We start from the raw sequence: 22,666 nt of genomic DNA on the forward strand, positions 1-22,666 counted from the left end.
TACCCGAAATCTGATTTATTCAACAAAGCCGATTTTTGCTTGATTTTTACAATCGTTTTATATAGTGCAAGCTCTTGTTGATTAGTGCCATTATTAACGTTAGTATATTCTGACATTTCCTGTCGTGAAGCAGGCATAGATGATATCGATATTACCTCTCCTGGAAATTGACCAAATTTATCTGCCGGAAAGGCATCGTATCGGATGTTGATAGTATCCCCCGGTTTTACGTAAGGAATACTATTATTGGGTAACCATAAAATAAGATAGTACTCAACATTACCGGTGGGCTTTATTTGTGCCAAACTACTCCCATTATCAACCATTTGCCCTTTGGTTACGGCTAGCGATTCGATTCTTCCATCCGTTGTCGCCTTGATGATGACATTGCCTTTTGCATCGGACTCAACTAGTTGATTTTTATAATCATTAATTTGATTTTGTTGGTTTGATATTTGATTATCAAAATCTGCCGCTTTGGTGACTTTATCACTAGTGAACTGGGTTATCTGAGATTCCAGTTGCATCTTTTGGCTTACCAGAGATTGATACGCACTTTGCTGTTGAAAATAAAGTGAGTGCTGATAGTTGTACTGATCTTTTGTAATGAGGCCTTCTTTCAGATACTTATCGTAACTTGAAAGATTCTGATGCATTTTATTTAACCCTGCCTGCGTGTTGGCAAGCATTGAGGTTGTTTCGCTAAGAGATTTTTTAATCGTATTTAGTTGTGTGTCTAATGCATTCAATGTTTCATCTTTGTTGCGAATTAGTTTTGTAATAATGCTCTCAGCATTAATGATCTTTTCATTTATGACGGCAGTTTGAGCAAGACTCACATTACCGTTAGTGGTATTACGAGAAATATCTATTTCATATAATTTTTGACCTTTTTTGACTATATCTCCGACCTTAACATATTGATTTAACACAAAGCCTTGCTGCGGTGCAAAGACGTTAACGGAATGCGGTAATGTGATGACTTCCCCCCGTACATCTATACGTTGGGTGAATGTACATAGGATAAGAGTCGAGATGAGTGCGATGAGAAAACAACTTGACAGAATAACGATAAGCCATGCTGGCATACCTGCCAGTAATAATGCTTTTCCTTTCCAGTGTAATTTCTTATATTCAATCGCTTCCTTGCGATAGAGCTTTCGTGCCATGAGTTTCCACTTTTGTTATTGATTCGAAGATAATTTTCTGACAGTAATGGAAAATTATATGATGTTTGTAACATGCCCGCTGGACTTTACATCTTGGCGGACGTTGTATTAATTTACTGTTTTTAACTATGAAGTGCATATGAATTATGCATAAATTTACATTTCTTTTGTATTGAATGAGATTAGATCGTAAAATGACGTGAGCTTGTGAAGCTCTTATCATGGGCGTATATATTTTTCAGATTTATATTTTTAATGGGTAACATAGGGATTCTGAAGAAGATTAGTTTTTTATATGGATTGGCGCATCTGTTTTTTTCTGTGAATTATACGAGAATAATTGGTTTCTCCGATAAATAAAGAATATGGAAATGCTTTATGACATTTAATTCATACATCATTAATGATGAGGTTATTTTTAATATGGACGTGAATGAGCTTCAGCCAGTAGCGGGGAAAGACCATGAAGCCATTACGTTAAATACCCCCACAGCCCGATGTTTACAACTACTTTTAGAAAGTAATGGAAACATTATTTCCCGAGATGAATTTTTATCCGCTGTGTGGAAAGAGCGTGGTGTCGTTGTTTCGCAAAATACTTTTTATCAAAATATCTCCTTGCTAAGGAAATCGTTGCTCAGAGCGGGACTGACTCAGGATGTTGTTGTTACGGTTAGACAACGTGGCTTCGTCATTGCTACCGGAACCGTAATTCGACAAGTTACACTGCAGAACGAGTTCAATAGTGCTCAACCGTTAAGTACCGACGCAAGCATGCGAATAATAAATGATAAATATATAGCCAAAATTGATGATGCAGAAGTACAAAATAGCGTGAGGAAAACTTTCAGGATCAATGGGTTAACTTCACGACAACTATCATGGTGGACCTTTATTATTGTAGCCATAATGGCCATAATCAATATAATTTTTTTATGCTTCAAATATTTTTGATTTCTATTGAAGTATAGCTGGATTAAGTTGGATAAATGAATACTCATTATCATTTATCATCATTTAAATCTTCTTATTACCCAGCCTCCAGTACGCCTGGAGACTGGGTATATTGTTCTTCTTTAAAACAGAGTTACTGCTTTATCCTTATTCGGAAGCACTAACGTTGCTTCAGCCCTAAATCCAGCGGCGTCTTGCTGGGTTCCCCGCCGATCTCGCGCGCCAGCTTCGGCACCATATAGCCGGAGATGAGGGTCAATAGTTCACGCATGATTTCACGGGCTTCATCATCGCTGACCATGAAGTGCGCCGCCCCCTGCACCCGATCCAGCACATGCAAGTAGTAGGGCATTACCCCGGCGTCAAACAGCGCATTGCTGAGGTCGGCCAGGGTTTGCGCGTTGTCGTTCACCCCGCGCAGCAGCACGCTCTGGTTGAGCAGCGTGACGCCCGCCTGACGCAGCATGGCCATCGCCGCGCGAAACTCACCGTCAATTTCATTGGCGTGGTTAACGTGGTTAACCAGGATCACCTGCAGCGACGAACGCTGGAAGCGGCTGGCCAGCGTCTCGGTGATGCGCGCCGGGATCACAATTGGCAGGCGGCTGTGAATACGCAGACGCTTAACGTGTGGAATAGCTTCCAGCTGGGTCATCAGCCAGTCAAGCTCATGGTCCTTTGCCATCAGCGGGTCGCCGCCGGAGAAGATGATTTCATCAAGCTGCGGATGCGCCGCGATGTAGTCCATCGCTGTCTGCCAGTTGCGCCTGGTGCCCTGATTTTCGGCATAAGGGAAGTGGCGGCGGAAACAATAACGGCAATTGACTGCACAACCGCCTTTCACCAGCAGCAGGGCCCGGTTGCGATATTTGTGCAACAGACCGGGCACCACGCTGTGCTGTTCTTCCAGCGGATCGGTGGAGTAGCCGGGGGCGACGATAAATTCTTCCTCGGCGGTAAGTACCTGACGAAGCAGCGGATCGTTAGGGTTGCCTTTCTCCATGCGGGCGATAAACGCGCGTGGGACGCGCAGCGGGAACAGGCGTCTGGCCTCGCGTCCGGCCAGCAGTTTTTCATCAGCGTCTACATTTAAAAGACGCAGCAGTTCATCAGGACTGGTCACAACATTGGCAAGTTGCGTTATCCAATCTTCTCTGGATGGGGTATTTAGGGTTACAATATGCGCCATTTTGTGGCTTAGCTACCAGTTAAACAATTTCAGAGGGCCTTATGGCGACTTACTATAGCAACGATTTTCGTGCTGGTCTTAAAATCATGTTAGATGGCGAACCTTATGCGGTAGAAGCCAGCGAATTCGTTAAACCAGGTAAAGGCCAGGCGTTTGCGCGCGTTAAGCTGCGCCGTCTGCTGACCGGTACCCGCGTTGAGAAAACCTTCAAATCTACCGATTCCGCAGAAGGCGCGGACGTTGTCGATATGAACCTGACTTACCTGTACAACGACGGTGAGTTCTGGCACTTCATGAACAACGAAACTTTCGAACAGCTGTCTGCTGACGCGAAAGCGATCGGTGACAACGCTAAATGGCTGCTGGATCAGGCTGAGTGCATCGTGACCCTGTGGAACGGCCAGCCGATCGCGGTCACCCCGCCGAACTTCGTTGAGCTGGAAATCATTGAAACCGATCCAGGTCTGAAAGGCGACACCGCGGGTACCGGCGGTAAACCAGCGACCCTGTCTACTGGCGCTGTGGTTAAAGTTCCGCTGTTCGTTCAGATCGGCGAAGTGATCAAAGTGGATACTCGCTCTGGCGAATATGTATCCCGCGTGAAGTAATTTCGCGTCATGATGACCGGCGTAGCCTCCGTGCTGCGCCGCTCTTTTCGTACAGGCACAACGAGCACGATACATGAAGCGCAGCGTTAAACTCCTGGTGTTACTCTTTCTGAGCAGCGCGTTGTTGGCTGGCTGCAATACCGCCCGCGGTGTGGGTGAAGATATTCAGGGCCTGGGCCACGCTATCTCTCACGCTGTGAGCTGAATTTCCCTGCCGTTTCGTTAATGGCGCTTGCCTCCCGGTATGTCAGCCTCCTCCACGCATACTCCTTTTCTCTTAAAAATCGCAAAGATCCCTTCATCTTTGGACGGTTTGTCTATGCTTATAGGGCATGAAAACAAAACTGACACTAAGGATGACATTATGGTGAAAAAAACGATTGCAGCGTTCTTTACGGTTTTGGTCCTCTCTTCAGCACTGACCGCTTGTAACACCACGCGCGGTGTCGGTGAGGATATTTCAGACGGCGGCAACGCAATCTCTGGCGCGGCAACCAAAGCTCAGCAATAAACGCCGTCAACGGTACGGTTTAGCGCCGTACCGTTCTTCACTTCTCTCATTCCGTTGGATATACTCACCACGACTTTTCATCCACCTTACGGGACGACCCGTAAGCGTTTCTCATCCGGGGACGGCCCCAGCAAAGGAGCCTTATGTCCTGGATAGTCTTGTTTATCGCTGGCCTGCTGGAAGTGGTGTGGGCCGTCGGCCTGAAATATACCCATGGCTTTAGCCGCCTGGTTCCCAGCGTTATCACCATCGTGGCGATGGTGGCCAGCATGGCGCTGCTCTCATGGGCGATGAAAACCCTACCGGTAGGTACCGCCTACGCCGTCTGGACCGGGATCGGCGCCGTGGGGGCCGCCGTGACCGGTATTGTGCTGTTAGGGGAATCCGCCAGCGCCATGCGTATCGCCAGCCTTGTCTGTATCGTGATTGGCATCATTGGCCTGAAGATCAGCGCGCACTAATCATAGCGCTGATTGACCCAGACCAGTTTGCCGACATCAAAGCCCTGTCGGGTGGCAATGTCCAGCATCTGCTGCCTGACCTCCGGGGCGATGGTCGGCGCCCGGGCCAGCAGCCAGAGATAGTCGCGATCGGGGCCGCAGACCAGCGCGTAACGATACTCCTTATCCAGAGCAATGACGTTATAGCTGCCGTAGAAAGGGCCGAAGAAGGAAATCTTCAGCGCGGCGCGGCTGGGCTCCCCGGTAAAGTGCGCTACCCCGTCCGTTTTCTGCCACATGCCGCGGTCGGGGTTATAACCTTTATTCACCACATCCAGACCGCCGTCATCACGTGGGTGCCAGGCGATCGTGACTTTTTCCAGCCCGCTTTCAAAAGGGTGGTCAAAGCGGGCGATTTCATACCAGGTACCCAGATAGCGCTGAACGTCGAAGGGACTGACCACGGTGACGCCCGGCGGCGGGGTGGGCGTGCTGCAGGCGACAGACAGGAACGAGACGGCAATCGCGGTGATTATCGGCAGGATACGCATGGCATGCTCCTTGCTGGCTTTTAAGCTAAGTGTAGAGTCCAGCAGGGAAAAGGCGGCAAGATTTTTCTATGAAGCGAGCCCGGTAGCAGAAATGCGACCGGGCTCTTGCAGGATCAGATAAACAGTACGCCAACGAGGGTGATGACGCTGAGGATTGCCGCCAGGCCGTAGAAGACCCATTTACCGTTTGGCACATGGATTTTCAGATCGTGCATGGCGTGGTGAATACGATGCAACCCACACCACAGCGGCAGGACAATCATCAGAAAGATGAATGCGCGGCCGATAAAGCTTTGGGCAAAAGCCAGCACACGCTCATAGCTGAAGGCGTCGGCCGGGGCAAGCCCCAGCGGCAGCAAGATGCCGACCAGCAGCACCATCACCGGCGCGACGATCGCGCCCCACATGCCACCTGCGCCAAACAGCCCCCAGAATACGGGTTCATCGGAACGTTTCGGATTGGGATTAATCATCTCAGCCTCCTTACCAGAACAGGGCGACAAACAGGATCACCACGGTGACCACCGCCGTCACCACCCAGAGCCCTTTAATGACCGGCTCTGGCCCCATTTTTTCGCCTTTGATGATGACGTTGGCGGCTTTCGGCGCCAGCTCAAACCAGGTTTTGGTGTGCAGCAGCGCCGCCGCCAGAGTAATCAGGTTGAGGATTACCACCACCGGGTTTTGCAGGAATCCGATATATCCCGCCCAGCTCTCGGCGCCGTGCTTGAGGGCGAACAGCCCATAAATCAGCACAATGCTAAACCATACCGTCGGTACCGCCGTGCCTTCCCGTACCATGTAGAAGCGATAAAACGGCAGCTTTTTCCACCAGGTGGAGGTCATTGGTCGCACGTAGGGTTTGCGTTTCGTCGTCATAATGCACTCCTTAGCGTGGTTTCAGGGTGGCGATAAGAAAGTCTTTCGAGCTTTCCACCTTGCCCTGCTGGATCGCGGCCGCCGGGTCGACGTGCTTCGGACACACTTCCGAGCAGTAGCCAACGAAAGTACAGGTCCAGACGCCATTCTGGCCGTTAAGCTGCGCCATGCGTTCCTTTTTACCGTGGTCGCGGCTGTCTTCGTTATAGCGGTGGGCGAGGGTGATCGCCGCCGGGCCGATAAATTCCGGGTTCAGGCCGAACTGTGGACAGGCGGCATAGCACAGCCCGCAGTTGATGCAGCCGGAAAACTGATGGTATTTCGCCATCTGGGCCGGGGTCTGCTTGTTTGGCCCCTGGTCAGGCGTGCGGTTATTGCCGATGATATACGGCTTAATGGCTTCCAGGCTTTCGATAAAGTGGGTCATATCCACCACCAGATCGCGCTCGATCGGGAAGTTGGCCAATGCCTCCACCTTGATGCCTTTGGTGTAATCGCGCAGGAACGTTTTGCAGGCCAGCTTCGGCACCTTGTTGACCATCATGCCGCAGGAACCGCAGATTGCCATTCGGCAGGACCAGCGGTAGCTCAGGTCTGGCGCCAGGTTGTCTTTGATGTAGCCCAGCGCGTCCAGCAGCGAGGTCTGTTCATCGTAAGGCACGTCATAGAACGCGCTGTGCGGTGCGGTGTCGACCTCCGGATTGTAGCGCACCACTTCGACTTTCAGGTTTTTCATCTCAGCCATGGGTGGTCTCCTTCTTCTCAGCCGCGTCCGCTTCTGCGCCATAGACACGTTTTGCCGGCGGCAGCGTGGTGATCTTCACATCGCCATATTCCAGACGGGTAGTGCCATCGGCCTCGCGGAAGGCGAGAGTGTGCTTGAGGAAGTTGACGTCGTCGCGTTCGGTACAGCCTTCATCCAGACGCTGGTGCGCCCCGCGCGATTCTTTACGGGCGATGGCCGAGTGCGCCATACATTCGGCAACGTTTAAACCGTGCCCCAGCTCAATGGTGTAAAGCAGATCGGTATTGAACACGCTGGAATTATCGGTAATGCGCACGCGCTTAAAGCGCTCCTGCAGTTCAGCCAGCTTGTCGATCGTTTTCTGCATCAGCTCCGGCGTGCGGTAGATGCCGCAGCCTTCCTCCATCGACAGCCCCATTTCATCGCGAATTTTCGCCCAGTTTTCGTTACCTTCCTGGTTGACGAGATCTTTCAGGCGCTGCTCCACATCGGCAGCCTGCGCATCGAGGGCGGCGCCGTTTGCCTCGCCCGCCTGAGCGGCGCGCTGCATGGCCTGCTCCCCGGCCAGGCGGCCGAAGACCACCAGCTCGGCCAGCGAGTTGGAGCCCAGACGGTTGGCGCCATGTAAGCCAACGGACGAGCATTCGCCCACGGCAAACAGCCCTTTGATTCGGGTTTCGCACTGCTGATCGGTTTCAATACCGCCCATGGTGTAGTGCGCGGTCGGGCGCACCGGGATCGGCTCTTTCACCGGATCGACGCCGACGTAGGCTTTCGCCAGTTCACAGATAAACGGCAGACGCTCCAGCAGTTTTTTCTCGCCGAGGTGGCGGAGATCGAGGTAGACCACGTCGCCGCGCGGCGTCGGGATGGTGTTCCCTTTCCGCCACTCGTGCCAGAAGGCCTGGGACACTTTGTCGCGTGGGCCTAGCTCCATATATTTATTCTTCGGTTCGCCGAGCGGGGTTTCCGGGCCCATGCCGTAATCCTGCAGATAGCGGTAGCCGTTTTTGTTGACCAGAATCCCGCCTTCGCCGCGGCAGCCTTCGGTCATCAGTATCCCGGAGCCCGGCAGGCCGGTCGGGTGATACTGAACGAATTCCATGTCGCGCAGCGGCACGCCGTGTCCCAGGGCCATCCCCATCCCGTCACCGGTGACGATGCCGCCGTTGGTGTTGTAGCGGTAGACGCGCCCGGCGCCGCCGGTAGCCAGCACCACGGCGTTAGCGCGGATTTGCACCAGGGTGCCTTCCATCATATTCATCGCCACCAGGCCGCGGGCCTGCCCGTCATCGACCAGCAGGTCAAGGACGAAATGTTCGTCAAAGCGCTGAATTTGGGGAAACTGAAGGGAGGTCTGGAAGAGGGTATGCAGCATGTGGAAGCCGGTTTTGTCGGCGGCAAACCAGGTGCGTTCGATTTTCATGCCACCGAAGCGCCGGACGTTGACGCTGCCGTCGGGGCGGCGGCTCCATGGGCATCCCCACTGCTCCAGCTGGGTCATTTCCGTCGGGCAGTGATGAACAAAATAGTCGACGACATCCTGCTCGCACAGCCAGTCGCCTCCCGCGACGGTGTCGTGAAAATGGTACTCAAAGCTATCGTGATCTTGGGCAACGGCTGCGGATCCCCCTTCTGCAGCGACCGTATGGCTGCGCATCGGATAGACTTTAGAAATCAGGGCGATTTTAGCGTTGGGGTTGGCCTGAGCGGCGGCGATAGCGGCACGAAGGCCTGCCCCGCCGGCGCCAATTACGGCGAGATCGGCTTGAAAAGTTTGCACGACATTCCTCCAGTTTTAGTGTATTTCGCCGCCGGGCTGGCGAAAAAGTATCACTGCTCCTTTATAGGTACAGGAGTATAGCCTTAGGGTCAGTATGGAAAATTGACGTGTTCGATTTTTTTATCGATATGTGCGGTTATTTATCAGTGGTATTTATGCGTCAGGGTTAACGATAGATTAATGGCATGTAGTCTGCCGGAGATTGCACAAAATTTGTTTCACTCGCCGGTTGCGAGTAGACTTCGTGCCCTTAATTTGCAATCGGAGAAAGTACCATGAGCGAGACGGCAACCTGGCAGCCGAGCGCACCCATTCCCAATCTGTTGAAGCGCGCGGCGGTGATGGCGGAAATCCGCCGTTTCTTTACCGATCGCGGCGTGCTGGAGGTGGAGACGCCTTGCATGAGTCAGGCGACGGTAACGGATATTCATTTGTTCCCGTTCGAAACCCGTTTCGTCGGCCCGGGCCATTCTCAGGGGCTTAACCTGTACCTGATGACCAGTCCGGAATACCACATGAAGCGCCTGCTGGCGGCAGGTTGCGGCCCGGTCTTCCAGCTGTGCCGCAGCTTCCGTAATGAAGAGATGGGGCGTCATCACAATCCGGAATTCACCATGCTGGAGTGGTATCGTCCATGCTATGACATGTATCGCCTGATCAATGAGGTGGACGATCTGCTGCAGCAGGTGCTGGAGTGCCAACCGGCGGAAAGTCTCTCCTATCAGCAGGCGTTTCAGCGCCATCTGGAAATTGACCCGCTCTCTGCCGATAAAGCTCAGCTGCGTGAAGTCGCAGCGAAGCTGGATCTGAGCAATATCGCCGATACTGAAGAAGATCGCGATACCCTGCTGCAGCTGCTGTTCACCATGGGCGTGGAGCCGCACATCGGCAAAGATCGACCAACGTTCATTTATCATTTCCCGGCGACTCAGGCCTCTTTAGCGCAGATCAGCCCGGAAGATCATCGGGTCGCTGAGCGCTTTGAGGTCTATTACAAAGGTATTGAGCTGGCGAACGGTTTCCACGAGCTGACCGACGCCCATGAACAGCGCCTGCGGTTTGAGCAGGATAACCGCAAACGCGCCGCGCGCGGCCTTCCGCAGCAGCCCATCGATAACAACCTGCTGGCGGCGCTGGAGGCGGGTTTGCCGGACTGCTCCGGCGTGGCGCTGGGCGTTGACCGCGTGGTCATGCTGGCGCTGGGCGCTGAAAGCATCGGCGAAGTGATTGCCTTTACGGTAGACCGCGCCTGATCGCTTTTTCACCTCCCTCCGCCGCCGGGTGGGGGAGGTGAAAGACGACTCTGGACCTGACACCCTCGCCCCGGCTTTAGCCCGAATACCCACAATTTCCATCCGTGATTTTGCTACTATCCGCGCTCTTTTTATGAGGCCAGGCGTCGCTCGTCGGGCGATGCCCACGTTTGGATAGATTTATGCATCAACAACTCAAGAAGATGAGCCTGATCGGGCTGATTCTGATGATCTTCACCTCGGTGTTTGGCTTTGCCAACAGCCCATCGGCGTTTTATCTGATGGGCTATAGCGCGATGCCGTTTTACCTTTTTTCCGCCCTCTTTTTCTTTATCCCGTTCGCGCTGATGATGGCGGAGATGGGCTCAGCTTATCGTCGCGAAGAGGGCGGGATCTATTCCTGGATGAACCACAGCGTCGGGCCGCGCTTTGCCTTCATTGGTACCTTTATGTGGTTTGCCTCGTACGTAGTGTGGATGGTGAGTACCGCCGCTAAGATCTGGGTCCCGCTATCTACTTTTTTGTTTGGCGCGGACAAAACCCAGACCTGGGCGCTGGGTAGCCTGACGCCGACGCAGACGGTCGGTATTCTGGCGGCCTGCTGGATGGTCGTGGTGACCTTTATTGCCGTCAAAGGGATCAATAAAATCGCTAAAATTACCGCCGTCGGCGGTATCGCGGTGATGGGGCTTAACCTGGTGCTGCTGCTGGTGAGCGGGGCGATCCTTCTGCTTAACGGCGGTCATTTCGCCCAGCCGTTAAACTTCACCCTTTCGCCTAATCCCGGGTATCAGTCGGGCATGGCGATGCTGTCGTTTGTGGTATTTGCCATCTTTGCCTATGGCGGAATTGAGGCGGTTGGCGGCTTAGTGGATAAGACCGATAAGCCGGAAAAGAACTTTGCCAAAGGTATTATCATCGCGGCGATCGTTATCTCGATCGGTTACTCGCTGGCGATTGTGCTGTGGGGCGTGAGCGCCAACTGGCAGCAGGTGCTTGGCGCGCGTTCGACCAACCTCGGCAACATCACCTATGTGCTGATGACCAGCCTCGGGGCGACGCTGGGCCAGGCCCTGCACCTGACCCCTGCGGCGTCAGCCCTGACCGGGGTCTGGTTCGCCCGTATTACCGGCCTGTCGATGTTTCTCGCTTACACCGGCGCGTTCTTCACCCTCAGCTATTCTCCTCTGAAAGCGATTATCCAGGGCACGCCAAAAGCGCTCTGGCCGTCGGTGATGACCCGCCTTAACGTCAACGGAATGCCCGCCGCGGCGATGTGGCTGCAGTGTCTGCTGGTCGGGGTGTTTATCGTACTGGTATCGTTCGGTGGGGATAGCGCTTCCGCGTTTTATAACAAGCTGACGCTGATGGCCAATGTCTCTATGACCTTGCCTTATCTGTTCCTGACCATCGCCTTCCCGTTCTTCAAGGCGAAAACCCATCTTGACCGGCCGTTCGTGATCTTCAAAAACCGTCCGTCGACGCTGCTGGCGACCGGCGTGGTGCTGCTGGTGGTGACCTTCGCCAATATCTTCACCATTATCCAACCCGTCATCGACAGCGGGGACTGGAACAGCACCCTGTGGATGGTGGGTGGACCGATCTTCTTCTCACTGCTGGCGCTGGGGATCTACGAAAGCTACCGTCGGCGCATGGCGTCCGGCGCGCTGGTGATGGAGAGTTAAAGAACCTGCCCGGCGGTGCAGCCGGGCAGGGGATGGTTTACAGGCTACCAGCCGTACGGCGGCTGGTTTTTCCGGCCGAGGTCATGGTTTTACTGCTTTGCCTGCCGTCAATACTTTCCAGACGCATCTGGAACGGAGGGAACGGCATATCAATGCCATGCTCGCGGAAGCCCGCCAGGATCAGCTGATGCATCTCATGGCGCAGCGGCATGCGGTGCCCCATCTCCGCGGCAAAAATACGTAGCTCGAAAATCTGGATCCCCTGCTGCAGGTCGACGAGAAACGCCTCCGGCGCCGGGGTATCGATGACCAGCGAGCAGCGATGCGCCGCGGCGATGAGAATTTTCGTCACCTCTTCGGTATCGGCGTCCACAGGCGCCGGCACCGTCAGCACCACGCGGGTAACCGAGTCCGACAGCGACCAGTTGATAAACTGTTCGGTAATGAACGCCTTGTTCGGCACGATAATCTCTTTTCGGTCCCAGTCGCTGATGGTGGTCGCACGGGTATTAATGCGGGTGACGCTGCCCGTCAGGTCGCGAATGGTGACCGTATCGCCGATGCGGATCGGCTTCTCAAACAGGATAATCAGGCCGGAGATAAAGTTGGCGAAGATCTCCTGCAGGCCAAACCCGAGACCCACACCCAGCGCGGCGACCAGCCACTGCAGCTTCGACCACTCGATACCGATCATCGAGAAGCCCACCAGCCCGCCGACCAGCATCAGCAGATACTTAGTGATGGTGGTGATGGCGTAGCCGGTGCCGGGCGTTAAATCGAGATGCTGGAGGATCGCCAGTTCCAGCAGCGCGGGCAGGTTGCGTACCAGCTGAGTGGTGATGATCAGCACCAGAATGGCAATCAACACCGCGCCAAGCGTAATAGGCTCAAGGCTTTCCACCCCTTGTACCGTCGAGGTCACGTCCCACAGCGAGATATTCTCAAGGAAGCCAAACGCCGAGTGAATTTCCGACCACAGCACGATGACCGATAGCAGCGCGATCAGCATCAGCAGGGAGCGGACAAGCCGCAGCGACTGGGTACTGATGGCATCGAGGTCGACCTCGCTGACCTCCGTCTCCACCGACCCTTCCGGGCTGCTGACGTGAACGGGCTCATCTTCGCCGCGGGCGCGCTGAGCGAGAATTTCCGCGCGACGATGGCGGGCCCGGTCGAAGGCCAGCCGGCGGCGCTGGATCAGCATCCAGCGGCGGATGATGTGATAGACCACCAGCAGCAGGAACCAGATGGCGACCGAGGTTTCCAGACGCGCAAGCAGCGCCTGGGCGGTGGCGAGGTAGCCGACGGCGGCCGCCAGCATGGCCACCAGCGGGGCGCCAAGCATCAGGTTCCACAGCAGGCGGTTCACCATATTATCGCCATTCCCCTCTTTATCCAGATAGAGCGGAATACCGGCGTGCTTAAGGCTCAGGGTGACCACCGCCAGCGCGCCGCAGATCAGCAGGAAGCACAGGCGGCCCAGCGAAGCGGAGAATTCGCGGTCGTTAAGATTATCGAACATGATCAGCGCCATAATCAGCGGCACAATCAGCCCGATGCTCATCAGGTAGTAGCGCATCGCCTTCGCCACGCGGCTACGCGGCCAGCCGAAGTGGGCGATAAACAGCCCGTTTGGCCGGGCGAAGGTGGCGCAGATCATCACCACCCACAGCAAAGGCACCGTCGCGGTGACTCCATCGCCAATCGCCACCGCCAGCGGGAACGGCCAGGCGGACTGCAGACCATAGCCGAGCGTCATCCACAGCACCGGCAGCGGCGAGGCCACCAGTATCGACCAGAAGACCGTGCGCAGCGTCAGCCAGAAGTGATCCTGGGTGACTTTCCCCACCCGGGCGCTGGAGCGCTCGAGAAAGCGGGTGAAATGGCGCCGCGAACTGATGCTAAAGCCAACCAGCAGCAGGGCGGCAAACAGCGGCAGCAGGGTCTCTTTGCTGGTAAGCATCATCGCGCTGGCTTTGCCCAGTTCGCTGATGGTATCCAGGGAGATCAGGCGCCGCAGATCCTGGACGATCTCCAGCGGCCAGGAGAAGCCGATGGGGCTGACGTCCGAAGTCCAGAACAGATAGCGGTGGGTGGCTTCGTTGATCTCTTTCAGCGCGTCTTCCAGCTGGCCGTTGGCGACCTTCAGCTTGGTGAGCTCCAGCATCAGGGTGTCGCCGCCGCGCAGCAGCGAGTTCAGCAGCTCGTTCTGCGTGCGCAGCTGCGCCTGCAGGATCTTGTTCTGCTCGCTGGTCAGCGGTTCGCCGTCGGCCTGGCGGATCTGCCGCAGCTGCGGCTGCTTACTCAGCAAATCTTCAAAGCGCAGACGCTGCACGCGCAGCTGCGCCATTTCCGTATCCAGCTGCTGCGGGCGAGGGCGCTCCGGCAGCCGCGCCACCTGGGCGCGCAGGGCTTCGCCCAGCAGATTGGAGGAGCCCAGCCACTGCGACTGCTCGCGCAGGGTGTTTAACGCCTGGCGCACCTGCAGCGTTTGATTCGTCGCCTGCCGCTGCTGGGACGCCACCAGATCCATGCGCTGCGCCTGCTGGTTCAGCGCCTGGGAGAGCTCACGGTTGACCTTAAACTGGGCGGTGATGTCCGGCGGCAGGTTTTCACTGTTCTCCGCCAGCAGTTCGGTACTCTCCAGCGCCTTTTCCGCCTCCCGCTGGCGCTGGCTGTTTTGCAGATTGCGCAGCGCCTGCAGATAGGCATCCAGCTGCTCGCTCTGTTTTTGCGCCAGCTCGGAACGGGCGCGCGACAGCTCCTGGCGGTTGTTGGCGGAGAGCTGGGCGAGGTCGAGTTCATCCACCAGCGCCTTCAGACGCGCTGATTCCGCCTGCAGGGCAAGATTTTGCGCCTGGGCGAGAGCATTGTTGCCGGTTTGCGTGCCGATGCGGCGCTCAACCTCATTGAGCTGACGACGGGCATCGGTTTGCTGCTGCGGCAGCTGGTTCAGGGAGTCGGCGATTTCACGCGCGCGATCCTGCTCCTGCTGCGCCTGGCGGCTCGATTCCAGCAGTTGGCTGCTGACCTGCAGGATCTCCTGGTTCAGCGCATCGGCGGTCAGGCCGGTTGGCACCTGGCGCGGCTCTTCGCTCAGATTATTGAGCTGGGCACGCAGGCTTTGAAACAGTTTGGGGAAATTGTCGATAACGTCCTGATACTGACGGGCGCGCTCGAGGGATGATTTTCGCTCCTCAAGCGCGTTCAGCGCGGACTGCAGAACTTCAACGGTTTCAGGCTGGGCGGGCTTTGCCGCCTTCGCCTGTTCCAGTTCCTGGGTTATCTGTTTAGCATCCGGGGCTGTCGCAGCGTACGCCCCGAAACTGAGGCTCAAGGCCAACAGGAAAGTGTATATCAGGCGCACGGCATAACCCTTTTGCTGAAGAATTAACCTTGGTCTTGTTTATCGTCAACCAGCGGGCTGGCGCGGTGTTCGGCGCGGATCTCTTCTTCCGGTAACGGCGCGGGTTCAGCGGCGGCGGTCGCTTCCACTGCTGTCGCCAGCGGTTGGCCGATCTTGGTCACGGACAGGCTTTGCAGCGTGTCGACCAGCTTCACCTGGCCCGGGGCAAACAGGTTGATCACGGTGGAACCCAGTTTGAAGCGGCCCATCTCCTGGCCTTTCAGCAAGGCGATGGAGCCTTCGTTGTCGCCAGCGGGCCAGGTCCAACGTTTAATAATGCCTTCGCGCGGCGGGGTCACGGTGCCGGACCACACGGTCTCAATGCTGCCGACGATAGTTGCGCCCACCAGAATTTGCGCCATCGGGCCAAACTCAGTATCAAACAGGCAGATGACGCGCTCGTTACGGGCGAACAGGTTCGGGACGTTCTGCGCCGTCAAGTGGTTAACAGAGAACAGGTCGCCAGGAACGTAGATCATTTCGCGCAGGATGCCGTTGCACGGCATATGTACGCGGTGATAGTCGCGCGGCGACAGGTAGGTGGTGGCGAAGCTGCCGTTACGGAACAGGTCGGCCATCTGATAGTTGCCGGCCAGCAGGGCTTCCAGACTGTAGTCATGACCTTTAGCCTGCAGGATTTTATCGTTCTCAATGGCGCCAAGCTGGCTGATCACGCCATCGGCCGGCATCACCAGCACGTTTGGATCGGTATTCAGCGGGCGAACGTCGTCGCGCAGCGGGCGCACGAAGAAATCGTTGAAGGTGCGATAAGCCGCGGTATCCGGCTTCTGCGCCTCTTTCATATCGACCTTGTAGTATTTCACGAACAGATCGATGACCAGCTTCGTCAGCCAACCTGCGCGTTTGCTCGCACCCCAGCCTGCGAGGCGGGTGAGCCACAGTTTAGGCAGAATGTATTGCAGTGAAAGTTTAAGATCGTTTAACAAAGTAGCCTCCAGGCCATGATATGTCGTTCCTGACCCCGCCTGCGGGCGGGGACCTGAAAAAAGGGGACGATTCTATACGTAAAACTCGCCAAATGGCATCCGCGTAAGCTGCGTCATCATCGCTGCCCGGCAGCGCCTGACGTGATGCTCAGCTTAATGATCAGTCATCGGACGAGGAAAAGTTTTTACGCGTTTTTACCTGTACCTGCGCCATGCTTTCCAGGATGCGGTGGTAGTTCTCAAAACGGCTTTCGGCGATCTTGCCGTTCTCTACCGCTTCGCGAAGCGCACAGCCAGGATCGGTATCGTGTTTACAGTCGCGATATTTGCAACGGCCTAAATAATCATGGAATTCGACAAAGCCGTTGGTGATTTGTTCCGCTTCCAGATGCCACAGGCCGAACTCACGTACCCCCGGTGAATCAATCACATCGCCGCCGTGCGGGAAGTGGTAGAGGCGTGCAGCGGTGGTGGTGTGTTGACCTAAGCCGGAAACGTCCGAGACATCATTGGTGAGGATCTGATCCTCGCTCAACCCGAGCAGGGCGTTCAGCAGGCTCGATTTACCGACCCCGGACTGCCCGGCGAAGATACTGATGCGGTCGGTCAGGGCCGCTTCCAGCGGCTTAAGGCCGTCCTGAGTCCGACTGGAAACCAGCAGCACGCGGTAACCGATGTTGCGGTAGATATCCATTTGCTCATTGACGAAGCGCAGACCATCATCATCCAGCAGATCGATTTTATTCAGCACAATGAGCGGCTCGATATCCTGCGCTTCGCAGGCCACCAGATAGCGATCGATAATATTCAGCGACAGCTCAGGCAGGATCGCGGAAACCACCACGATCTGGTCGATATTGGCGGCGATAGGCTTCACGCCGTCGTAAAAATCCGGACGCGTCAGGACGGAGGCGCGATCGTGCACCGCCTCGACGATCCCTTTGACGCTTACGCCGTCGGCGGCGTCTTTACCCGGCCGCCAGACCACGCGGTCGCCGGTGACCAGCGAGCGGATCGTCCGGCGGATATTGCAGCGATGCACGCTGCCGTCAGCGGATTCGACGTCGGCATGCATACCAAAGCGACTGATGACAATGCCTTCCGACGTTTCGCCAAACAGGTTGTCATCGTAGTCGGCCTTCTCCGCAGTGGTTTTCAGACGGCGCTGGTGGTTGGCTTTGACGCGGCGCTGCTGGCCTTTGGAGAGTTTATTTTTACTCAATCGAACTGGCTCCTGGTCGCCCTGATGGGGCAAAACCTCTATGATACACGCTATTTTAGATGAATATAGTCACGCGAGAAGGGTGGAAAATAGCATGAGTGCAAATGAAAACAACCTCATTTGGATCGATCTTGAGATGACAGGGCTGGATCCGGAGCGCGATCGCATTATCGAAATCGCCACCCTGGTGACCGATGCCAACCTGAACATTCTGGCTGAGGGCCCGACCATCGCGGTGCATCAGTCGGACGCTCAGCTGGCATTAATGGACGAGTGGAATGTGCGGACGCATACCGGCAGCGGTCTGGTGGATCGCGTAAAGGCCAGCACCGTCAGCGAGCACGATGCCGAACTGGCGACCATTGAGTTTCTTAAGCAGTGGGTGCCGGCGGGCAAGTCGCCGATCTGCGGCAACAGTATCGGCCAGGATCGTCGCTTCCTGTTTAAGTACATGCCGCAACTGGAAGCCTATTTCCACTATCGCTATCTGGACGTTAGCACGCTGAAAGAGCTGGCGCGCCGCTGGAAGCCGGAAATTCTCGACGGCTTTAAAAAGCAGGGCACTCATCAGGCGATGGACGATATCCGCGAGTCGGTCGCCGAGCTGGCTTACTACCGCGAACACTTCATTAAACTGTAAACCGCGACCGGGCCCTGTGCGCGGCCCGGTACACTTTTCTGCGTTATTTAAACCACTTCTGCTGCATCTGCTGGAAGTCAGGTGTCGCCATGACCGCGGCCAGGGCATCGTTGATGGCGTTCAGCAGCTCCGGATCGTCTTTGCGCACCGCAATCGCATACTGCTTACCGTAATAAGCCGGGTCGGTGGCCCGTTCATCCATGATGGCGTAGTCAGGGTTCTCCTGCTGCCAGGCGTCGAGGGTGGCGAAGTCGCCCATGACGCCGGTTATTTGCCCGGCTTTTAGCGCGGCCAGGGCGCTGGCGACATCGTCGTAAGGGACAGCCTGTACGGCTTTCTGTTTATCACGCAGGTAGCGCTGATGCAGCGTGCCTTTCACCACGCCGACTTTTTTAGCCTTCAGATCGGCAAAGGTATGGGCGACATCTTTGTTGACGATCACTACCCCGGAGAGCGCCTGGCGATAGGGTCGGCTGAAGGCGACCTGCTTCTCACGCATCGGGATCACTTCCATGCCGGCAATCACCGCGTCAAATTTCTTAAAGCGTAAAGCCGGGATCAGGGTATCGAAACGCTGCGCCGTGAACTGGCACTGCGCCTGCATCTGCTGGCACAGGGCGTGCGCGAGATCGATATCGAAGCCAACGGGCTGATTTTTGCCGTTGGCGGTGACAAACGGTGGATTGGCCGTGGTGGTGCCAAAATGGAGCGTCTCGGCTGACGCGGTTCCGATGGCCAGCGTGCTCAGCAGCAGGACGGTGAGGACTTTTCTCATGCTAATTCCCTGTTTGGCGTCGGGGTGGCCTCGTTATACGTCGCGCCACCGCTGTATGATGCGAGCGATTTTGCGTCATTCAGCCGGGCGGAAAAAGCGATTTTGCCCATTATGACGCTTATTTATACAATTCAGCGGCGTAGATGGCGAGAAAATGTCCATTTAAACAAAAAACGCAAAAAAGTGATCGTCAGGGGGTTGCAGGGGCATCGAATTCTCGTATAATGCGCCTCCCGTAACGACGCAGAAATGCAAATTACGACGCCATCGAAATATGGCAAAAAATGCAGTAACGCGGGAATAGCTCAGTTGGTAGAGCACGACCTTGCCAAGGTCGGGGTCGCGAGTTCGAGTCTCGTTTCCCGCTCCAAAATTTGAAAGCACCATCCTGATCAAAGGATTTCATCTCGCAGATGCGGGGCGAAAGCCGAAGATTAAGCGGGAATAGCTCAGTTGGTAGAGCACGACCTTGCCAAGGTCGGGGTCGCGAGTTCGAGTCTCGTTTCCCGCTCCAAATTTTCTTCCATCTCTTATTTATCCACAGTGCAATCCAGCGCCGGGGATGATTTTCGTTTGGTCCGCAGAAATACTGTGAACAGAGTTATCCACAGGTTGTCGTTCCGTCACTGGCGGCGCAAATGCTTCGCTTTGTAAATAGTATCTTTGTATGTGATTGAAATTTAACAAATAAATTTCATTTCAAAATGTTAATCCGATCACTTGACCTTGGTCTGCGCCTTGAAACGCAATGTGTTTTAGATTTTATTCACAGCCTGTGAATGAATCAGGCGTCGCGCGGCAAGCCTTTCTCTACCACTCTGACCAGACGTAATTTTTTCGGCAGCTGTACTTCAACGGCGTCGGCGTTCCGCTTTTTCAGTTGCTGGGCAATCGCCCACTCAATGTGTTCGTCGAGAAGCGGGTGCTCGCCCCGGCGGCTCTCCAGGGCGCGAAGATGGGCTTCATCCCAGGGCGCATTGCCCAACGCGACGGCGATATTGCGCAGCCAGCGCAGGTGGCCAATGCGACGAATCGCCGACCCTTCGGTCACCTTCAGAAACCACGCTTCGCTCCAGGCGAACAGCTCCACCAGCGGCGGGGCATGCAGCGCTTTGCGTGGGCTGAAATCCTCTTCATCGGTGAGCTGTGAGAAACGGTTCCACGGGCAGATCAGCTGACAATCATCACAACCGTAAATACGGTTGCCGATTAGTGGACGGAACTCCTCGGGGATTGCACCTTCCAGTTCAATGGTGAGATAGGAGATGCAGCGCCGGGCGTCGACGGTATAGGGCTCAACGATGGCCCCGGTGGGACAGATGGTCATGCAGGCGACGCAGCGCCCACACTCCTCCGCGATCGGGCTGTCGACCGGCAGGGGCAGATCAATCAGCAGTTCGCCGAGGAAAAAGAACGATCCGGCGTCGCGGCTTAAGATAAGTGAGTGCTTACCTGTCCAGCCTAGGCCCGCTTTTTCTGCGATTGGCCGTTCCAGGATAGGCGCGGAATCGACAAAAGGTCTAAAATTGAGCGAAGCACACTGTTCCTGAATCTTCTCCCCCAGCTTTTTCAGGCGATTACGTAGCAGCTTATGATAATCACGCCCGAGGGCATAACGGCTGACGTAACCCAGCGCGGGATCTTTCAGGGTGCGGGCAAAGGCGGCGTTAGCGGGCAGATAGTTCATCCGCACGCTGATGACGCGTAACGTACCGGGCAGCAGTTCGTGGGGACGGGCGCGCATCATACCGTGACGGGCCATCCATTCCATTTCGCCGTGGTATTGTTTATCCAGCCATGCCTGCAGTTTGGGTTCACTGGCGCTGAGGTCGGTATCGGCGATCCCCACCTGCTGGAACCCAAGCTCTGTGCCCCATTGTTTGATTTGTTGCGCTAACTGAACGAGATCGAGGGGCTGTGACATGATGGACCATACAATGACGAAAAACCCTGACAGTATACCATACAACATTTGGCCTGCGGAGGCGCTGCGCCTGGCCGAACGAGAGGCGGCGGACAGCCTGGGGCTGACGCTGTTCGAACTCATGCAGCGCGCGGGCGAGGCGGCGTTCCAGCTGGCCAGCTGTGCTTATCCTGCCAGCGCGCACTGGCTGATCCTCTGCGGACATGGCAACAACGGCGGCGACGGATATGTCGTTGCGCGTCTGGCACAGGCCGTGGGGCGGCGGGTGACGCTGCTGGCGGTGGAGAGTGACAGCCCGCTGCCGGAAGAGGCGCAGGCGGCGCGGGAGGCGTGGCTTAACGCCGGCGGCGTGATCCATGCGGCGACCATCCCATGGCCCGACGATATCTCACTGATTATTGATGGCCTGCTCGGCACCGGTCTGCGCAGTGCGCCGCGCGATCCCGTCGCGGCGCTCATCCACCAGGCGAACCACCACCCGGCGCCGGTGGTGGCGCTGGATATCCCTTCCGGCCTGAATGCGCAGACGGGCGCGACGCCAGGTGCAGTGGTACAGGCCGACCATACGCTGACCTTTATCGCCCTCAAGCCGGGGCTGCTGACCGGCAAGGCGCGGGATGTCGTCGGGCAACTCCACCATCATGCGCTGGGGCTCGAACGCTGGCTCGCCGGACAAAGCACTCCTCTGACGCGGTTTTGCGCCGCCCACCTCGCCGACTGGCTGCCGCCGCGGCGGGCCACCTCCCATAAAGGCGATCACGGCAAGCTGGTGATTGTCGGCGGCGATCGCGGCACGGCAGGCGCTATCCGTATGTGCGGTGAAGCGGCCCTACGCAGCGGCGCGGGACTGGTGCGAGTGCTTACTCACCCGGAGAACGTGGCGCCCATTGTCACCGTGCGGCCGGAATTAATGGTAGATGAGCTGACGCCGCAGACTCTGAAATCCGCGCTGGAGTGGGCGGACGTGGTGGCGATTGGCCCTGGCCTGGGGCAGCGCGAATGGGGACGCAGCGCCCTGCGCACGGTGGAAAGTTTTAACAAACCGATGGTCTGGGACGCCGACGCGCTGAACCTGCTGGCATTCAATCCCGATAAACGTCACAATCGCGTGCTAACGCCGCACCCCGGCGAAGCGGCCCGTCTGCTGAACGTCAGCGTGGCAGAAATTGAAAGCGATCGCTTACTTTCTGCGCAGCGTCTGGTAAAACGGTATGGCGGCGTGGTTGTGCTGAAAGGCGCGGGCACGGTGGTGGCCAGTGAAAGCGGGGCGATGGGCATTATCGATGCCGGCAATGCCGGGATGGCCAGCGGCGGGATGGGCGATGTGCTCACCGGCATCATCGCCGCGTTGTTAGGACAGCACCTGACGCCGTATGATGCTGCCTGTGCCGGGTGCGTCGCTCATGGCGATGCCGCCGACCGACTGGCCGCCCGCGAGGGCACCCGCGGCATGCTGGCGACCGATCTCTTTTCCACGCTCAGGCGTGTTGTTAACCCGGATGTGATTGACGTAGACCATGATTAACCGAGTGATTCCTTTACCCGATGAGCAGGCCACGCTGGCCCTTGGCGACCGCATCGCGCAGGCCTGTACCGGCGCCACCGTGATTTATCTGTATGGTGATTTAGGCGCGGGGAAAACGACCTTCAGCCGCGGCTTTTTGCAGGCGCTCGGTCACCGCGGCAATGTCAAAAGCCCAACTTATACCCTAGTGGAGCCCTATACCCTCGAGAACCTGATGGTGTATCACTTCGATCTCTACCGTCTGGCGGATCCTGAGGAACTCGAATTTATGGGGATCCGTGATTATTTTGCCGACGATGCCATCTGCCTGGTGGAATGGCCGCAGCAAGGCGCAGGTGTCCTGCCTGACCCGGATGTTGAAATTCACCTTGATTACCAGGCACAAGGGCGTGAGGCGCGTATTACCGCGATCTCCTCACGGGGTGAATCTTTACTGGCGCGTTTAGCCTTTTAGCCTGAA

22 protein-coding genes and 2 tRNA genes are annotated in these 22,666 nt (G+C 56.2%); 12 read left to right on the forward strand and 12 right to left on the reverse strand.

Annotated elements, in window-relative coordinates:
* Positions 1-1,169 (reverse strand): HlyD family secretion protein (locus HMPREF3140_RS17990; RefSeq protein WP_070553054.1); only part of this gene is annotated, 1,169 nt, incomplete at its 3' end.
* A gap of 378 nt (positions 1,170-1,547) precedes the next feature.
* Between HMPREF3140_RS17990 and HMPREF3140_RS17995 the strand changes: the two genes are divergently transcribed.
* The gene (locus HMPREF3140_RS17995; RefSeq protein WP_004186619.1) at positions 1,548-2,123 is read left to right on the forward strand and encodes a winged helix-turn-helix domain-containing protein; all 576 of its coding nucleotides are present in this window, start codon (positions 1,548-1,550) and stop codon (positions 2,121-2,123) included.
* A gap of 160 nt (positions 2,124-2,283) precedes the next feature.
* Here the strand turns inward: HMPREF3140_RS17995 and epmB are convergent, their stop codons facing one another.
* Entirely contained in the window at positions 2,284-3,312 is a 1,029-nt protein-coding gene (epmB, locus tag HMPREF3140_RS18000) for an EF-P beta-lysylation protein EpmB (protein ID WP_002885500.1), read from the reverse strand.
* A gap of 41 nt (positions 3,313-3,353) precedes the next feature.
* On the opposite strand from epmB, the gene efp reads away from it, so the two are divergent.
* From efp to sugE, 4 genes are all read left to right on the forward strand, one after another.
* Positions 3,354-3,920, forward strand: coding sequence for an elongation factor P (gene efp / locus HMPREF3140_RS18005; RefSeq protein WP_002885506.1), 567 nt, complete (start codon positions 3,354-3,356; stop codon positions 3,918-3,920).
* A gap of 73 nt (positions 3,921-3,993) precedes the next feature.
* On the forward strand, positions 3,994-4,125 hold the full coding sequence (locus tag HMPREF3140_RS18010) for an entericidin A/B family lipoprotein (RefSeq protein WP_002885511.1): 132 nt from the start codon (positions 3,994-3,996) through the stop codon (positions 4,123-4,125).
* A gap of 159 nt (positions 4,126-4,284) precedes the next feature.
* Positions 4,285-4,431: a lipoprotein toxin entericidin B gene (ecnB, locus tag HMPREF3140_RS18015; protein ID WP_002885518.1), complete on the forward strand. Its 147-nt coding sequence runs from the start codon at positions 4,285-4,287 to the stop codon at positions 4,429-4,431.
* A gap of 143 nt (positions 4,432-4,574) precedes the next feature.
* Positions 4,575-4,892: a quaternary ammonium compound efflux SMR transporter SugE gene (gene sugE / locus HMPREF3140_RS18020; RefSeq protein ID WP_002885521.1), complete on the forward strand. Its 318-nt coding sequence runs from the start codon at positions 4,575-4,577 to the stop codon at positions 4,890-4,892.
* Here sugE and HMPREF3140_RS18025 read toward each other — a convergent pair.
* From HMPREF3140_RS18025 to frdA, 5 genes are all read right to left on the reverse strand, one after another.
* Entirely contained in the window at positions 4,889-5,422 is a 534-nt protein-coding gene (locus HMPREF3140_RS18025; protein WP_032412804.1) for a lipocalin family protein, read from the reverse strand. The two genes, sugE and HMPREF3140_RS18025, sit on opposite strands and share 4 nt — an antisense overlap.
* Positions 5,423-5,535: 113 nt before the next feature.
* Positions 5,536-5,895 (reverse strand): fumarate reductase subunit FrdD, encoded by a 360-nt coding sequence (gene frdD / locus HMPREF3140_RS18030; RefSeq protein ID WP_002885526.1) that lies wholly within the window; start codon positions 5,893-5,895, stop codon positions 5,536-5,538.
* Positions 5,896-5,905: 10 nt separating this feature from the next.
* Entirely contained in the window at positions 5,906-6,301 is a 396-nt protein-coding gene (frdC, locus tag HMPREF3140_RS18035; RefSeq protein ID WP_002885530.1) for a fumarate reductase subunit FrdC, read from the reverse strand.
* Between the two features lie 10 nt (positions 6,302-6,311).
* Entirely contained in the window at positions 6,312-7,046 is a 735-nt protein-coding gene (gene frdB / locus HMPREF3140_RS18040) for a fumarate reductase iron-sulfur protein (RefSeq protein ID WP_004177729.1), read from the reverse strand.
* The gene (gene frdA, locus HMPREF3140_RS18045) at positions 7,039-8,829 is read right to left on the reverse strand and encodes a fumarate reductase (quinol) flavoprotein subunit (RefSeq protein WP_004177727.1); all 1,791 of its coding nucleotides are present in this window, start codon (positions 8,827-8,829) and stop codon (positions 7,039-7,041) included. Before frdA ends, frdB begins: the two co-directional genes overlap by 8 nt.
* Before the next feature lie 275 nt (positions 8,830-9,104).
* Between frdA and epmA the strand changes: the two genes are divergently transcribed.
* Both epmA and yjeM read left to right on the forward strand, forming a co-directional pair.
* Complete coding sequence (gene epmA, locus HMPREF3140_RS18050; protein ID WP_004146714.1) at positions 9,105-10,082, forward strand: elongation factor P--(R)-beta-lysine ligase; 978 nt, start codon at positions 9,105-9,107, stop codon at positions 10,080-10,082.
* A gap of 182 nt (positions 10,083-10,264) precedes the next feature.
* Entirely contained in the window at positions 10,265-11,767 is a 1,503-nt protein-coding gene (yjeM, locus tag HMPREF3140_RS18055; protein WP_004178330.1) for a glutamate/gamma-aminobutyrate family transporter YjeM, read from the forward strand.
* Between the two features lie 37 nt (positions 11,768-11,804).
* Here the strand turns inward: yjeM and mscM are convergent, their stop codons facing one another.
* The 3 genes from mscM to rsgA all read right to left on the reverse strand — a co-directional run bounded on the left by mscM (position 11,805) and on the right by rsgA (position 17,342).
* Complete coding sequence (gene mscM / locus HMPREF3140_RS18060) at positions 11,805-15,134, reverse strand: miniconductance mechanosensitive channel MscM (RefSeq protein ID WP_004146716.1); 3,330 nt, start codon at positions 15,132-15,134, stop codon at positions 11,805-11,807.
* 23 nt (positions 15,135-15,157) lie between these two features.
* Complete coding sequence (gene asd, locus HMPREF3140_RS18065) at positions 15,158-16,120, reverse strand: archaetidylserine decarboxylase (RefSeq protein ID WP_002885536.1); 963 nt, start codon at positions 16,118-16,120, stop codon at positions 15,158-15,160.
* Positions 16,121-16,280: 160 nt separating this feature from the next.
* Positions 16,281-17,342 (reverse strand): small ribosomal subunit biogenesis GTPase RsgA, encoded by a 1,062-nt coding sequence (rsgA, locus tag HMPREF3140_RS18070; RefSeq protein WP_002885537.1) that lies wholly within the window; start codon positions 17,340-17,342, stop codon positions 16,281-16,283.
* A gap of 94 nt (positions 17,343-17,436) precedes the next feature.
* On the opposite strand from rsgA, the gene orn reads away from it, so the two are divergent.
* The gene (gene orn, locus HMPREF3140_RS18075) at positions 17,437-17,982 is read left to right on the forward strand and encodes an oligoribonuclease (RefSeq protein ID WP_002885538.1); all 546 of its coding nucleotides are present in this window, start codon (positions 17,437-17,439) and stop codon (positions 17,980-17,982) included.
* A 43-nt stretch (positions 17,983-18,025) separates the two neighbouring features.
* Here the strand turns inward: orn and HMPREF3140_RS18080 are convergent, their stop codons facing one another.
* A complete protein-coding gene (locus HMPREF3140_RS18080; protein WP_004177719.1) occupies positions 18,026-18,757 on the reverse strand; it encodes a transporter substrate-binding domain-containing protein in 732 nt (243 codons plus the stop codon).
* Positions 18,758-19,051: 294 nt separating this feature from the next.
* Here HMPREF3140_RS18080 and HMPREF3140_RS18090 point away from each other — a divergent pair.
* Both HMPREF3140_RS18090 and HMPREF3140_RS18095 read left to right on the forward strand, forming a co-directional pair.
* Positions 19,052-19,127, forward strand: a tRNA-Gly gene (locus HMPREF3140_RS18090).
* A 68-nt stretch (positions 19,128-19,195) separates the two neighbouring features.
* A tRNA-Gly gene (locus HMPREF3140_RS18095) sits at positions 19,196-19,271 on the forward strand.
* 270 nt (positions 19,272-19,541) lie between these two features.
* On the opposite strand, the gene queG is transcribed toward HMPREF3140_RS18095, so the two are convergent.
* Entirely contained in the window at positions 19,542-20,681 is a 1,140-nt protein-coding gene (queG, locus tag HMPREF3140_RS18100) for a tRNA epoxyqueuosine(34) reductase QueG (protein WP_032412806.1), read from the reverse strand.
* 13 nt (positions 20,682-20,694) lie between these two features.
* On the opposite strand from queG, the gene nnr reads away from it, so the two are divergent.
* Positions 20,695-22,206 carry a bifunctional ADP-dependent NAD(P)H-hydrate dehydratase/NAD(P)H-hydrate epimerase gene (gene nnr, locus HMPREF3140_RS18105; RefSeq protein WP_074182347.1) on the forward strand — a complete coding sequence of 504 codons (1,512 nt, stop codon included), beginning with the start codon at positions 20,695-20,697 and terminating at the stop codon, positions 22,204-22,206.
* Positions 22,199-22,660: a tRNA (adenosine(37)-N6)-threonylcarbamoyltransferase complex ATPase subunit type 1 TsaE gene (gene tsaE / locus HMPREF3140_RS18110; protein WP_002885589.1), complete on the forward strand. Its 462-nt coding sequence runs from the start codon at positions 22,199-22,201 to the stop codon at positions 22,658-22,660. Before nnr ends, tsaE begins: the two co-directional genes overlap by 8 nt.
* The last annotated feature ends 6 nt before the right edge of the window (positions 22,661-22,666 follow it).

It is taken from the genome of Klebsiella sp. HMSC16A12 (assembly GCF_001808265.1).
In the GTDB taxonomy this organism is placed as follows: Bacteria; Pseudomonadota; Gammaproteobacteria; order Enterobacterales; family Enterobacteriaceae; genus Klebsiella; species Klebsiella pneumoniae.